General features: G+C 48.7%; 13 protein-coding genes and 2 riboswitches. Of the genes, 7 read left to right on the top strand and 6 right to left on the bottom strand.

Translation table 11 applies throughout. The features are described from left to right. Positions 1 to 58: 58 nt before the first annotated feature. From pepT to AUC31_RS12640, 5 genes are all read right to left on the bottom strand, one after another. Positions 59 to 1,276 carry a peptidase T gene (gene pepT, locus AUC31_RS12660; RefSeq protein WP_058382838.1) on the bottom strand — a complete coding sequence of 406 codons (1,218 nt, stop codon included), beginning with the start codon at positions 1,274 to 1,276 and terminating at the stop codon, positions 59 to 61. 383 nt (positions 1,277 to 1,659) lie between these two features. Further along, positions 1,660 to 2,865, bottom strand: a complete 1,206-nt coding sequence (locus tag AUC31_RS12655) for a M20 family metallopeptidase (protein WP_058382839.1) — start codon at positions 2,863 to 2,865, stop codon at positions 1,660 to 1,662. A 65-nt stretch (positions 2,866 to 2,930) separates the two neighbouring features. Beyond that, positions 2,931 to 3,764, bottom strand: a complete 834-nt coding sequence (locus AUC31_RS12650) for a MetQ/NlpA family ABC transporter substrate-binding protein (RefSeq protein WP_058382840.1) — start codon at positions 3,762 to 3,764, stop codon at positions 2,931 to 2,933. 85 nt (positions 3,765 to 3,849) lie between these two features. Further along, positions 3,850 to 4,500: a methionine ABC transporter permease gene (locus AUC31_RS12645; RefSeq protein WP_058382841.1), complete on the bottom strand. Its 651-nt coding sequence runs from the start codon at positions 4,498 to 4,500 to the stop codon at positions 3,850 to 3,852. Further along, positions 4,490 to 5,521: a methionine ABC transporter ATP-binding protein gene (locus AUC31_RS12640; protein ID WP_058382842.1), complete on the bottom strand. Its 1,032-nt coding sequence runs from the start codon at positions 5,519 to 5,521 to the stop codon at positions 4,490 to 4,492. Before AUC31_RS12640 ends, AUC31_RS12645 begins: the two co-directional genes overlap by 11 nt. A gap of 132 nt (positions 5,522 to 5,653) precedes the next feature. Beyond that, positions 5,654 to 5,766, bottom strand: a riboswitch (SAM riboswitch). 187 nt (positions 5,767 to 5,953) lie between these two features. Next, positions 5,954 to 6,068, top strand: a riboswitch (SAM riboswitch). A gap of 102 nt (positions 6,069 to 6,170) precedes the next feature. On the opposite strand from AUC31_RS12640, the gene AUC31_RS12635 reads away from it, so the two are divergent. Together AUC31_RS12635 and metX are read left to right on the top strand one after the other, a co-directional pair. Continuing rightward, complete coding sequence (locus tag AUC31_RS12635) at positions 6,171 to 7,460, top strand: O-acetylhomoserine aminocarboxypropyltransferase/cysteine synthase family protein (protein ID WP_058382843.1); 1,290 nt, start codon at positions 6,171 to 6,173, stop codon at positions 7,458 to 7,460. 12 nt (positions 7,461 to 7,472) lie between these two features. After that, a complete protein-coding gene (gene metX, locus AUC31_RS12630; protein WP_058382844.1) occupies positions 7,473 to 8,492 on the top strand; it encodes a homoserine O-acetyltransferase MetX in 1,020 nt (339 codons plus the stop codon). Between the two features lie 57 nt (positions 8,493 to 8,549). Here metX and AUC31_RS12625 read toward each other — a convergent pair whose 3' ends face one another. After that, positions 8,550 to 8,780: a helix-turn-helix domain-containing protein gene (locus AUC31_RS12625; protein ID WP_058382845.1), complete on the bottom strand. Its 231-nt coding sequence runs from the start codon at positions 8,778 to 8,780 to the stop codon at positions 8,550 to 8,552. Between the two features lie 179 nt (positions 8,781 to 8,959). Here AUC31_RS12625 and AUC31_RS12620 point away from each other — a divergent pair, with 179 nt between their 5' ends. The 5 genes from AUC31_RS12620 (at position 8,960) to AUC31_RS12605 (ending at position 14,319) form a co-directional block, all read left to right on the top strand. Further along, complete coding sequence (locus AUC31_RS12620; RefSeq protein WP_058382846.1) at positions 8,960 to 9,823, top strand: EamA family transporter; 864 nt, start codon at positions 8,960 to 8,962, stop codon at positions 9,821 to 9,823. A gap of 80 nt (positions 9,824 to 9,903) precedes the next feature. Further along, a complete protein-coding gene (locus AUC31_RS12615; RefSeq protein ID WP_058382847.1) occupies positions 9,904 to 10,596 on the top strand; it encodes a response regulator transcription factor in 693 nt (230 codons plus the stop codon). Next, complete coding sequence (locus tag AUC31_RS17755; RefSeq protein ID WP_157073500.1) at positions 10,574 to 10,732, top strand: hypothetical protein; 159 nt, start codon at positions 10,574 to 10,576, stop codon at positions 10,730 to 10,732. The genes AUC31_RS12615 and AUC31_RS17755 overlap by 23 nt, the downstream gene beginning before the upstream one ends. Position 10,733: 1 nt before the next feature. Beyond that, the gene (locus tag AUC31_RS12610) at positions 10,734 to 12,881 is read left to right on the top strand and encodes a sensor histidine kinase (protein WP_058382848.1); all 2,148 of its coding nucleotides are present in this window, start codon (positions 10,734 to 10,736) and stop codon (positions 12,879 to 12,881) included. 187 nt (positions 12,882 to 13,068) lie between these two features. Beyond that, complete coding sequence (locus AUC31_RS12605; protein WP_058383792.1) at positions 13,069 to 14,319, top strand: mechanosensitive ion channel; 1,251 nt, start codon at positions 13,069 to 13,071, stop codon at positions 14,317 to 14,319. The last annotated feature ends 199 nt before the right edge of the window (positions 14,320 to 14,518 follow it).

The following is a 14,518-nucleotide window of genomic DNA, read 5'->3' as shown; positions in this document are numbered from 1 at the left end:
CTTTTTTATGTTGAATTGTGCTGAAAAGATTTCCCGGGAAATGGATAGAGGAAACCGTTTATTTTGCGATCTTTGCGACCTCCACAATCACTTGAGTCGCTTTTTCCATGTTTTCAGCGGAGATGAACTCGAATTTGCCATGATAGTTTTCGCCGCCTGTGAAGATGTTCGGTGTCGGCAAGCCCATATAGGATAACTGGGATCCGTCCGTGCCACCGCGTACAGGGATGATGTCTGGGGAAAGCCCCAATGTCTTCATCGCTTGTTCGGCCTGATCGACGATTGCCATCACCGGTTCGATTTTCTCACGCATATTATAGTATTGGTCTTCGAGCTCGAGTTCGATCGCTTGTTCCCCGAATTCTTTTTGCAATGTGGCCGCCACTTGTTCCATATGGCGTTTTTTCGCTTCGAATTTGTCTTTATCGAAATCGCGCACAATGTACTGAAGTACCGCTTGTTCTACGGAACCATTGAAGTTGTTCAAGTGGATAAAGCCTTCGTAGCCTTCCGTTTTCTCAGGCACTTCATCAGATGGCATTTCAGCTTGGAAGCGCGTCGCGACCGTAATGGCGTTGACCATTTTATTTTTTGCAGAACCGGGGTGGACGCTGGTTCCGTGGACTGTCAATTTTGCGCTCGCGGCATTAAAACTTTCGTATTGAAGCTCGCCAAGCGGCCCGCCGTCCATCGTATACGCATAATCGGCGCCGAAACGGGCAACATCGAATTTATGCGGGCCGCGGCCGATTTCCTCATCGGGCGTAAAGCCGACACGAATTTTTCCGTGCTCGATTTCAGGGTGTTCGATCAAATATTCCATGGCAGTCATGATTTCGGCAATTCCTGCTTTATTGTCGGCACCGAGCAAAGTCGTACCGTCTGTCGTGATTAAAGTATGGCCAATGTAATTTTGCAAGGCCGGGAAATCAGCCGTTTTCATCGTCACTTTGTCATTTAATGAAATGTCTTTCCCGTCGTAATTTTCGACGCGCTGCGGGTTGACGCCTTTTCCGGTGAAGTCGGTCGCCGTGTCGACATGTGCCAGAAATCCGATGACAGGGCGCTGTTCTTCCGTATTCGCCGGCAAAGTGCCGAATAAATAGCCGTGGTCGTCCACTTCGACTTCCTCCAAGCCGATGTTCTTCATTTCTTTTTCCAGTTCAGCGAGTAAATCCCATTGCCCCGGGGTAGAAGGGGTTGCGTCATTTTCAAAATCGGATTGCGTGTCGATTTTGGCGTAGCGAATCAGGCGTTCGATCAATTTTTCGATCATGGTAGAGCCTCCTATGTATGTAATGACTCCATTTTAACACGAAATTCGAAATACATAGAAAAACCAGCGCAGTGGCGCTGGTTTTCAACTTGTCGAGAAAGGTAAGAAGTCGTATTTTCCGAAGCTTATCGCTCGCTTTCCGTGGGCTCGCGCCCAAGCCTCCTCAGCCGCTGTGCGCCTTGCGGGGTCTCGGTCGTCTCGCTTATCTTTGCGAAAGTAATGCGCAGCATTATTGAGCAGAAGGGTTTACGAGCGAACGCTTCTCCAAATACTAAGATAATCCATTGATTTTCTATTGTAGAAAAGTTGATCGCCTTTTTGATTCGTTGTAGATTACAGACTTCTTTCACACTTTTTAAAAAACAGCGCCTGGGCGCTGGTTTTTAATCTTGTTGTTTGGCGGCAAGCGAGCGGATATGGGCTTGTTTGACTTGCGCCAGTAAAGCGTGTTCAGTCAGCAAACGGTAACCGGTTTGGGCCAATGCTTTGGCGCCTTTGACCAAGGCTTCGTCACCAGCTTTGGAGCGGGCGGCTTCCCGGAATTCTTCGGTGTGGGCAATGAGGCTTTCGGGTCCGATTTTGATATAGCCGTGGGCAGTCGGCACTTCATAGCTGATATTTCCGGCATCGGTCGAACCGAGCCCGGAAATGCGCGAATCGGCTACCTTGTCGCCTAGTGTTTCGAGTTCGGCTTTAAGAATTTCATCGAGTTCAGGCGTGACGACAAGATCTTTTACTTCATTCTGGAAACGTTCGATTTCGACACGGGCGCCTGTCGCCAGGGCTGCACCTTCAGCGATGGCACGTACTTTTTTCGCCGTCTCGGCTGTTTTTTTCCAAGAATCGCCGCGGATATAGAAGCGGGCAGAGGCATATTCCGGGATGATATTCGGCGCGTCGCCGCCATGAGTGATGATGCCGTGTACACGTGCATCATCCGGCAATTGCTGGCGAAGGGCATTGATGCCATTAAACAATTGGAGCACGGCATCGAGAGCGTTGATGCCTTTTTCAGGAGACCCGGCAGCATGGGCCGGCTTGCCGTAGAAATGAAAACTTAAGGGATCCACAGCAAGTGATGGGCCTGTAACCGCTGAGTTTCCAGAGGGGTGAAGCATCAATGCAGCATCGATTTTTTCAAGAAGTCCGTGTTTGACGAAACTTCCTTTCGCGCTGCCATTCGGCCCGCCTTCTTCAGCGGGGGTGCCGAGGACGACGACGCGCCCGCCGGTGAATTCCAAGGTTTTACTGAGCGCAATTGCGGCTGCGACACTGGTCGTGCCGATAATATTGTGTCCGCATGCATGGCCGATGCCCGGCAAGGCGTCGTATTCAGCAAGAAACGCGATGGTCGGCCCTGGCTTTTGGCTGTCGCGGACCGCGTAAAAGGCAGTGTGGTGGCCAGCGACACCGTCTTCCACCTGGAATCCGGCTTCTTCAAGCAATCCGGTCAACAGTCCGCTCGCGAACACTTCTTCGTTGCCAATTTCCGGATTTTCATGGATGGCATGGCTGATGCGTAAATACTGTGCACGGTTCTTGTCGATCGATTCCGTAATCGTCTCGCGCGCTTCGCTAATGATGGTCATGTAATCGTCCCCCTCAAATGAAATTTCTTTTTTTAACAGCATGCAATTGCAAATCGTTTGTTTTCTTATTGGTAATCGACTAATTCTTCAACCGAAACAAAAGTCGGGATTTGAGCGCCTTCTGTGTGCTCGATGACAAATTCAGCTGTGTCTTCTTCCTGGTACAATTCAACGATGCGCTGATACGCTTCGTTATCTTCCTGGCCTTTTTGCGCGGCGATCAAGTTGATATAAGGTTTTGCCGTATCGCTTTCACGGGCAATTGGATCTTCTGTCGGATTCAATCCTGCATCCACTGCAATGCCGTTGTTGACGATGGAAGCAGCGACGTCAGCCATAGCGCGCGGCGTATGGGCGGAAGTCATCGGGACAACTTCAATGTTTTTCGGGTTGTCGATGATGTCTTCTTCCGTTCCAGTCAACCCGGCATCGTCGGATAACGTGATGAGCCCGGATTCATCGAGCAAGAGGAGTGCACGGCCCATGTTGGTTGCTTCATTCGGCATCGCGATTTGGGCGCCTTCTGGAAGTTCTTCGATCGATTCGTATTTATCGGAATACAAGCCCATCGGCGCAATGACGGTAGAGCCGATCGGCACGATGTCGACATTATGCTCTTCGACAAACTCATCGAAATACGAGATGGTCTGGAAGGCATTCAAGTCGAGTTCGCCTTCAGCGAGTGCCAAGTTAGGCGCCACATAATCCGAGAACGTGATGATGTCGAGCTCGATGCCTTCTTCAGCGGCTTTGTCGCCGACATAATCCCAAATGGTCGTGTCCGATCCACTGATACCAAGTGTCACTTTCGTGGTTTCGCCGGCTGAGCTATCGTCTCCACATGCGCCGAGAAGCGCGGCAATGCCTGCTGTTGCTAAAAGAGCTGTAATTTTTTTCATGATGAAATCCTCCAATGGGTTTTTAAAGTAGTGGTGCTGGTGAATGAACCACCTTATTGAGTTTGTTTAACGTGAATTAAAGGACTTAGCTCCGGCGTACTCTGCGGGACATGAGGTTGCCGAGTGATTGAACGCCTTGGACAAGGACGACCAGAATGGCAACAGTCAAGAGCATGACCACCGTGTCGAAGCGCTGATATCCGTAAGTGATGGCCAAGTCGCCGAGTCCGCCGCCTCCAATCGCGCCAGCCATTGCGGATGCGCCGATCAAGCCGACGATAGCGATGGTCAATGCGAGGACAAGGGAGCTGAGCGCTTCCGGGATAAGGAAGCGGAAAATGATCTGGCCGGGAGAAGCGCCCATCGCCTGGGCTGCTTCGATGACGCCTTTATCGACTTCGAGCAATGAATTCTCGATGAGTCGGGCGATGTAAGGCCCAGCATAAAATACCAATGGCACGATGGCTGCGGCTGTGCCGATCGATGTGCCGACAATGATGCGCGTTAGTGGAATGATGGCGACCATCAAGATGATGAACGGAACCGAACGGAAGATATTGATGACGATGTTCAATACGTTAAATACGGCTTCATTTTCGAGCAGGTGGCCTTTTCGTGTGACGACCAGCAAGATGCCGAGCGGCAAGCCGATGAAGAGCGAGAAAACGAATGATGCACCCGTCATGTAAAGCGTCTCCCATAAAGCTTCTAGAATTTGCGATTGATCAACCTGCATGTTGCTGCACCTCCTCTACTTGGATGTTATCGTTTCGGATCGAGGCGAGTGCGCGGTCGATTTCTGCATGAGCGCCGTCGAACTCCACAATCAAGTTGCCGTATGGAATGCCTTGAAGTTCTGTAATGTTGCCGAACAAAACATTCAAATCGAGCTGGAATTCGCGTGAAACCCGTGACATGAATGGCTGGCCGACTGAATTCCCGGTAAACTGCACCCGGTAGATTGGGCGTGTCCCGTCGTTGTGGCGGATTTGCTCAAGGAGCGAATCTGGCAATTCATCGTTCATGACAGAACGGACGAAACGTTTCGTCGTCGCGTGCTGGGGATTGGTAAACACTTCAAATACGCTGCCTTGTTCGATGACACGTCCTTCTTCGAGAACGGCCACTTTGTCGCAGATTTCCCGGATGACGCCCATCTCGTGGGTGATGAGCAAGATGGTGATGTTGTATTCCTGGTTGATGCGGCGCAGCAGATCCAGGATGGACTGGGTCGTCTGCGGGTCGAGCGCTGACGTTGCTTCATCGCATAGCAGTATGGACGGGTTGGTGGCGAGTGCTCTTGCAATGCCGATGCGCTGCTTTTGCCCGCCGGATAATTGATCCGGGTATTTTTTCGCTTGGTCGGCAAGCCCGACAAACTCCAATAGTTCCGCCACTTTTCGGTCAATTTCCGCTTTTGGTGTCTTGGCGAGAATCAGCGGCATCGCGATATTATGGTGTACGGTTTTCGAGTTCAGCAAATTGAAATGCTGGAAGATCATGCCGATGTCTTTTCGTGTATCGCGGATTTTGCGTGCGCTTAAAGTGGAAATGTCCTCTCCATGGATGAGCACGCGTCCTGTTGATGGGCGCTCGAGCAAATTCACCGTGCGGATCAACGAGCTTTTCCCTGCGCCGCTAAATCCGATGACGCCGTAAATTTCCCCGGTCTCGACGGTCAAATCAATGCCGTTGAGCGCATGGACTTCTTGCTTGCCGGATACGTAAGTTTTCTTGACTGCTTCAAATTGAATCATGGTGTCCCTCCTGTGGCTGCAAATAACGATTCGAATGAGTGCGAACGAACACTTTCTTGAAATAACAACAAAAAGCCCTCTTTTTTCTTATACGCAAGAAAAAAGAGGGCTCCAAAATATGAAACCATCTCATTCTCATCTTCCAAATGCCGAAGCATTTGCAGGAATTAGCACAGTTTTCGCTGATTTGCGAATCTGCTGCCGAAACGTCATAGGGCCTGTCCCTCGATTTCTCTGGATAAGAAAGTGATGTAAGCTATTCAATTCGTGATTCCTACTCTATTTCGAAATAGCGAAAAAGTCAACAGCTTTGACGTAGTTTTTTTTCGGGAGATAAGCTACTTATAGTAGTTAAAATTTTTAGAAAAATATCCTTGACTTTAACCAGGGCTGTCCTCTATACTTTTCCACAAGCAAAAAAATAACTGAATACTCTTATCACGAGAGGCGGAGGGAATAGGCCCTACGATGCCCGGCAACCAACAGGCTCATGTCTGGAAAGGTGCTAAATCCTACAGCGCGCATTTGCGTCGCTGAAAGATAAGAGGAGGCAAATCCGTATATAACGGCCCTCTTCTTTCTGAAGAGGGTCTTTTTGTGTCCTCCTCATACCGAACAAAACTATTACAAAAAACAGGAGGAATTGACAATGACAAACTTCAAACCAGAAACTCTTCTATTACACGGTGGCCAAGAACCAGATCCAGTGACTGGCGCTCGCGGCGTACCGGTCCATAAAACGACTTCTTATGTATTCAAAGATACCGAGCACGCACAAAACCTATTTGGCTTGAAAGAGACAGGCAATATCTATTCGCGCATCATGAATCCAACAGTTGATGTGTTCGAACAGCGCGTCGCACTTCTTGAAGGCGGGACCGCTGCAGTGGCTTTGTCATCAGGAATGGCAGCCATTGCATTCTCAGTATTGAATGTAGCTGAAGCGGGAGATGAAATCATTGCTGATAGCAACCTATACGGTGGAACTTACAATTTATTCGCCAACACATTGCCGCGCTACGGCATTAACGTAAAATTCGTCGATGCCACCGATCCTGAAAATTTCCGTGCAGCGATTACCGACAAGACGAAAGCCTTGTTCGGTGAAATCATCGGAAATCCAAGCTTGAACGTGTTCGACGTCGAGCGGGTAGCTAATATCGCCCATGAAAACGGGGTTCCGCTGTTGATCGATAATACATTCGCATCGCCTTTCGTCAGCAACCCGATCGAATTCGGTGCAGACGTGGTCATCCATTCCGCTACGAAATGGATCGGCGGGCACGGAACGACAATCGGCGGCGTAGCGGTTGATGCCGGACGGTTCAACTGGGACAATCCGCGCTTCCCGAATTACACGGAGCCGGATGAAACCTACCATGGCATCCGTTTCGGAATTGATGTGCCGGAAGCGGCATTCGCGACGAAATTACGCGTCCAGCTATTGCGCGATTTCGGCCCGTCGCTCAGTGCGGACAGCGCCCATGCACTGCTTCAGGGACTTGAAACCTTGCATCTGCGGATTCCACGCCACGCGACGAATGCGCAAAAGGTCGCTGAATATTTGAAAGACCATCCGCAAGTCGAGTGGGTCAATTACCTTGGCCTCGAAGGACATCCATCCAAAGCACTTGCTGATAAATATTTGAAAGACAGCTATGGTTCGATCGTCAACTTCGGCATCAAAGGCGGACGGGAAGCCGGCCGCAAAGTAATCGATGGCGTTAATTTATGGTCGCACGTGGCGAATGTCGGTGATGCCAAATCATTGATCATCCACCCGGCGTCAACAACTCACCAGCAATTGACAGCAGAAGAACTGAAAAATTCAGGCGTTACGGAAGAATTGATCCGTTTGTCTGTAGGATTGGAAAACCACGAAGATTTAATCGCTGATTTGGAGCAAGCGATCCAAGCGGCAGTACTCGAGAACGCGTAAGGAGGGATTCGGATGACGACAGTATCCATCGGCCAGCTAAAACTTGAATCAGGTCAACTATTGCGCGAAGTGGAATTGGCGTATGAACGCGTCGGAGACAGTTCTGCGCCGGCGATTCTGGTTTGCCATGCGCTGACGGGCGATCAATATGCAGTGGGAACTGCAGATCAACCAGGCTGGTGGGCAGGGCTGATCGGCCCAGGAAAAGCGGTGGATACCGGGCAGTTCCAAGCCATCACGTTCAATGTACTCGGCGGCTGCAACGGTTCGACCGGCCCGCTTTCGATCAACCCGGAAACCGGTGAACCTTACCGAGCGTCATTTCCTGAACTGACCATCCGGGACATGGTGAGAGCGGAACGAAAAGCCCTGGAAGCTTTGGGCATCAACCATTTGGCAGCGGTGATCGGCGGTTCGCTCGGTGGCATGAAAACCTTGGAATGGGCAAAGCTCTATCCAGAGTTTCTGGATACGGCCATTGCACTTGCCGTAACGCCATATTATGGAGATTATGGTGTGGCATTCAATCACATCGGCATCCAGGCAATCGAAAACGATCCCGAGTTCCAATCAGGCAATTATCATCCGGAAACCAGGCTGAAAGGATTCGAAATCGCGCGCATGGCCGGCATGGTGACATACCGGAGCAGTCAATTATTCAATGGCCGCTTCGGCCGTTCGCGCTGCGGGGAAGAATTTGAAGTTCAATCCTATTTGGATTACCAGGGGCGTAAATTGGCAGGACGCTTTGACCCGAATAGTTATCTCATTTTGCTGAAAGCCATGAACACACACGATGTGGAAGAGGCGGAATTAGCCGCAGAGCTGTTATCGATTTCCTATAGCCACGATTTATTGTACCCGGGAGAATTGATGATTCCTTGGGTCGAAAATCAACCGAATGCGAAATGGGAGAAAATCGAAACGGATTTTGGCCACGACGGATTTTTGGTGGAATTTGAGAAATGGGCCCATCATGTACAAGCCCAGTTGCAGAAAACGGTGAATGCCAAAAGCCATGTATTAGCATAAACTTGTTCATCAAAAAAAGATCGAAGCCTAAATGGCTCCGATCTTTTTTGCGTTTCGTCAATCCTCGTCTTTAATATCGATATCATCAGGGATTGGCGTAGCGCGCCACTCTTCCAGCTCCAGTTTGGCAACTTCCAGCTGTTGGAAATGGCTTTCGAATTGGGAGGTGTTGATCAAGTATTGTTCTCCGTCATGGACTGCGCGAATCCGGCCTTCAAGTACGTAGCGGTTGACTTGCTCTTCCGGCATCGACAAAAAAACGGCAGTTTCCGGGACTGTCATATACATGCGATCGCCTCCTCTTTTTCTTTCTATTATAAAGCTATTTGAACCCTATCTCAAACCATCCGTGCCGTGGTATGTTTAGAAGAGTGGACGAATTTTCCATAATCTAGTACAAGCATGGGCGTTTTCCAGCTATGCTTTAAAACATATAAAACTTTACAGAGAGAAAGCGGTGGAAACTGATGCAAATGAAAGCATACATATGGGTATTATTCGCGGCAATGCTTTGGGGAACGACAGGGACAGCGCAGACTTTTCTAGTGGGAGAAGCCCATCCGTTGACAATCGGGGCAGCGCGCCTTGCAATCGGCGGTTTTGGCCTTCTAATCTTTGTGTGGATTTCAGGCCAGTTAAAGGGCGCACAAATTCCGTGGCTTTGGGTCGGGCTTTCGGCATTGTGCATGGCCTTGTTCCAGCCGTTCTTTTTTTCGGCCGTCCAATTGACGGGAGTTGCGATCGGAACCGTCGTGGCAATCGGTAGTGCACCCGCTTTTTCGGGAATATTGGAAGCGCTCATCTTGAAGCGCAAGCCCGATCGCGTATGGGTATTTTCAAGCGTCTTATCGGTCGTCGGCTGTATTTTGCTTTTTGCGAACCGAGACAGTTATATCGTCGATCCACTCGGCGTGTTGCTGGGCTTGCTAGCAGGATTGGCGTTTGCAGGATACGCCATGTTCAGCAAGAATGTCTTAGGCCTCATGGAAGTCGTGCCTGCAGTTGCGGTGGTTTTTTCGCTTAGCGGTCTCGGTTTAGTACCGTTCCTGTTTTTCCTGGATATCGGCTATTTAGCGTTGCCGCAAAACTTGGTGATAGTGGCTTATTTAGGCCTTGCTGCAACGAGCCTCGCTTATTTATTGTTTTCGAGCGGATTGAAAGCCATTCCTTCCTCTTCTGCGGTCACTCTATCATTGGCAGAGCCGCTGACAGCTTCTGTATTGGGAGTTGCTGTAGTCGGTGAAGCGTTAAGCGGACAGTCTTGGATTGGGGTCGTTTTGTTGATTGGCGGCATTGCACTGCTCGCATTCGGCAAAAACCGCAAAGCTTAAGAATTTCTTCAGAATTTGAATGAGCTTCGCTTAAGAATTTCACTTTATACTTAAGCCAGAAATGAAAAGAGGTGGGACGTGTGGAACAGCTGACAGTCATGGTGGCAGATGATGACCAGGAAATCCGGGAAGGCATCAGCATCTATTTGAAAAATGAAGGCTTTCTGGTCGTAGGGGCTGCAGATGGACAGGAAGCACTCGATTTGTTGGAAACGACGCAAGTGCATCTGGTCATCATGGATATCATGATGCCGAAACTTGACGGCATCCATTCGACATTTAAGATTCGTGAAAAACGCAATATCCCGATCATCATGCTGAGTGCCAGAAGCGAGGATTCCGATAAAATTCATGGCTTGTCAATCGGCGCGGATGATTATGTGACCAAGCCTTTCCATCCGATGGAATTGATGGCACGGGTGAAATCACAACTCCGACGTTACGTGATGCTTGGTAATTATGGGCAGTCCGGCCTTGCACTCGAAATCGACGGATTGCGGCTGGATTCGGAGTCGAAAACGGTTACGGTAGACGGTGCAGAAATTCGCATGACACCGACAGAATTCAATATAACTGAATTATTGATGCAGCATCCAGGCCGTGTCTTTTCCATCGGCGAGATTTACGAGCGTGTCTGGCGTGAGCCAGCATACAATGCAGAAAACATTGTCGCTGTGCACATTCGCAAAATTCGGGAGAAGATCGAAGCGGATCCGAAAAATCCAAGGTATGTGAAGGTGGTGTGGGGCATTGGCTACAAAATGGAAAAATGATCTTTGGTCGGTCGCTGCTATCGCTGTGGCTGCGATATGCCTTGTCTACTGCTCTTCTTTTATTTTGGACTTTGTCATCAAATCACCGGAAGACTTGCTTGCCACGCTTCGCCACTTAACAAAAGGAGACTTATAATATGAAGAAATGGATGTGGCTTGCAGGCCTTTCCTTGTTGCTCTTGTGCGTGTGGACCGTCGTGGAAAAAGGAACGGATTATTTTGGCAAGACTTATACGGACACAGAAGAGTTTCATTATGATTTTGCCAGGTTCACGGAAGGGCTGCTATTGTTCGAACTGGCACCGCCGACATCTACCGTTGATCAATCGGTCGCTTCCTGGGAAATCGACCAGTACCGCATGGATCATAATTCCCTGACTGACCAGATTCAGGCGGTCCGGGATCAATATGCGGATGCGGTTTCAGCAGCTGAGGAAGAAGGCGATAGCTCTTTAGTGAAAGAATTGGAAGAGCAGCGCGCGGAGGACATTTCGGCTGTACGTGAAAGTTTTTCGGACAATGAAGCAGTGAAAAAAGCCATTATCGAGCAACGCGAAGCGGATTATGCAGAAGCGCTCCAGCAATTGGCAGCGCAGCAAGGCCAATTTGAAGGCCAAGCTTCTGGCTATGCCTATCAATTACGAGATTTGGACACTGGTGAAGTATTCACCAAAGGCACAATCAGCGATGAGCCTTTTTTTGAACAAGTGTATTCTGCGCAAGAGCCGCTTTATTTCAGCAATGGCTATTGGAGTTTTGACTTTCCATACGACGATACCAACAGTACGCTGGCCGATAACCGCTTTTCAGGCGTCATTCAAATACCGGAAAAAGGATTAGCCGGAGCTGCGGTCCTCAGTGGAATAAACCAATTCCATCTGCTCAAGTTCTTCCTGTATTTTTTGTTGGCAGCAACAGTAGGCAGTGCATGGTGGCTATTTAAAAAGCGTCCGATCAGGACAGCTTGGTATACGGAATTAACCAGCTATCACAAATGGCGAAAACTTGCTGTCGAGTGGAAGCTTAGTGGGTTCGCTGTATCGGCAGTACTTTCTTTAGTCGCTGCGGATTATTTTGCGAGGGTTTTAACAAGGCCATGGGGAGCGGGGAATGGCTCGTTCATGGAGGTTTTCATCTCACTAGCGTTTACAGTGTTGTTCTTGTCGCTGACTATATTACAGGCAATTTGGCTATGGCAGCATTTCGGTAGATGGAGTCGTTTTAAAGAAGAACTTCAACATAGTTTCACTGCTTCCCAAATTTATTCGGCAAAAGATGCATTTCTCAACCGCACTCTCGGATTCCAGATGAGTTGGGTGCTCGCAGTGATGTTTTTATGGGGCGCGGGGACTGCGCTCATGGTGTTTCAACCAGTCTTGGCAATCGTCTGGCTGCCGGCTACATTATTGATCGGGCTGCCGTCGCTGCTATTTTTGATGACGCGCTTTGGGTATTTGAACCGGCTGCTGCAAGGAACTGAACAGCTGGCTGCCGGAAGCTTAGGCGCGGAATTGAAAGTGAAGGGCAAGTCGCCGCTAAGCCGCCACGCTGAACATTTGAATGTGTTGCGGGAAGGCTATAAGTCGTCAGTATCTGAACGGGCAAAAAGCGAACGCTTGAAAACCGAGTTGATCACCAATGTCAGCCACGATCTTCGCACGCCGCTCACTTCGATCATCACCTATACGGATCTATTGAAGAACGAGGATCTCGCAGACGAAGAACGGCGCAAATACGTCGACATACTGGACCGGAAATCAGAGCGGTTAAAAGTGCTTATCGAAGATTTGTTCGAAGTATCAAAAATGGCAAGCGGAAACGCAGAACTGACTAAACAGCGCTTGGATATGAAGCAACTGGTCACACAAGCTTTGGCAGAGCACGAGGAAGCTGTGGTAGAAGCGGAACTCGACGTCCGCATCACAGCGCCGGACCATCCTGTATATGCTTCGGTCGACGGCCAGAAGTGGTGGCGGTTACTCGACAATTTGATCTTGAACGCCACCAAGTATTCATTGCCGGGGAGCCGTGTCTATATTGGGCTGACACAAGGAGCTGGTGAACTAGCCATGACGATGAAAAATGTCACACGCTATGAACTGGGCGATAACACCGAAGAATTGCTCGAGCGCTTTAAACGCGGAGATACTGCGCGCAAGACTCAAGGCTCAGGGCTCGGGCTTGCTATCGCCCAGTCCATCGTGGATCTTCATGGCGGGCAGATGAAACTAGAGGTGGACGGAGACTTATTCAAAGTAACCGTCCTGTTGCCGAATCATCAATAGATGAACGAATACTAGTAACCGCCGGTGGGATTCCCGCCGGCGGTTTTTTGCCGTGTTCGGAAAAAGCGCGATGCACTTTAAAAATTAAATTGGCATTAATGCTGGAATGGCGCCACATTGCGTTTAGGAAAAAATATAAGGGGGGATACTAAAAATGAACCACTAAATTGTAAAGGAGATGACACATTTGAATGATGTAACCAATTCATTCCAGAATGTCGGGAATACGATCATCAATTACATTCCGAACATTCTCGGTGCCCTGTTATTGCTTGTTGTCGCGTGGCTTGTCGCTACAATCGTCAAAGCAATTTTCTCGAAAGGGTTGAAAAAACTCGGTGCTGACAACGCCATGGTGAAAGGCCATATGGCCAAGACAAAGGAAGATGCGGATGACAAACTGGACTCTATTGGAAAAATTCTTTATTATTTGATTTTCATCCTGTTTATTCCAAGTGTATTGCAAGCGCTCGACATGCATAATGTCGCCCAGCCGATCTCGAACATGATGGACAAATTCCTGGCATTCTTGCCGAACCTGTTCATGGCGCTCCTGATTTTGGTGATTGGCTACTTTATCGCGAAATTCGTCAAGAAGTTGGTTGAAAGCGTATTGGCCACGATGAACATCGACAAATGGTTCAATAAAATGACCAATAAATCGGGCACGAACGAGCGAGTCGCTCCAAGCGATCAAAACACACTTGCTAAAGTGTTGGCGAATGTAGTCTTCGTTATCGTACTGATCCCAATCGTCACAGTAGCGCTCGAAACCTTGAATATTGAGTCGATTTCACAACCGATCGTATCAATGCTCAACCAAGTGCTGGGCATGATCCCGAATATCTTTGTCGGCATCATCCTCATCCTTGCAGGTGTATTCATCGCAAAATTTGTTGCAGATCTATTAATTGGCCTATTGAATGGCACAGGAATCAACCGCTTTTCTTCTTACTTGAGCCCTGACAAGAACAAAGAGCCATCGTTTGATATTGCCCAGATCATCGGCAAAGTCGTCCAGGCAATCATCATCATTTTCTTTGTGGTCGAAGCCATGAATGTCTTGAAGCTCGATGTTTTGAATTCGATCGGCAGCGCCATCATTGCTTACTTGCCGCTATTGATCAGTTCATTGATCATCCTTGCTCTTGGGCTAATCGGAGGCAGCATGCTCGGCAATTACATTACCCGTGCTTCGGGGAATAGATTGTTCGGTGGCATCGTGAAATATGCAATCTTCATCATTGCGATTTTCATGACGCTCGACCAATTGAACTTCGCTTCAAACATTGTCAACTTGGCCTTCCTGTTCATCATTGCAGGACTTGCAGTTGCTTTCGCCATCGCATTCGGAATTGGCGGCCGCGACTTTGCGAAAAACCAATTGGCTAAAATGGAAAAGAAAATGAAAGAAGAAGACAATAAACCGAATATGTAAGTCATCTTCAGCTGCGCCTGGCATATGCCTAGGCGCAGTTTTTTTGTGCATTTCTCTAGAATAGATGAATATAGAATGAGAGCTTAAAAGTTGAATGAATAATTAAACGTTTTTATGCATGGATTTTATTGCAGATATTCTTTTTTAGTTTGAATCAAATGTATATTTATATAGCGATTGCTTGGCAGTTGGAGCAAAA

Origin of the sequence: Planococcus rifietoensis (assembly GCF_001465795.2) — a bacterium.
Lineage (GTDB): Bacteria > Bacillota > Bacilli > Bacillales_A > Planococcaceae > Planococcus > Planococcus rifietoensis.
The sequence above is the reverse complement of the archived record's forward strand: the minus strand, read 5'-3'. Positions and strand labels throughout refer to the sequence as shown.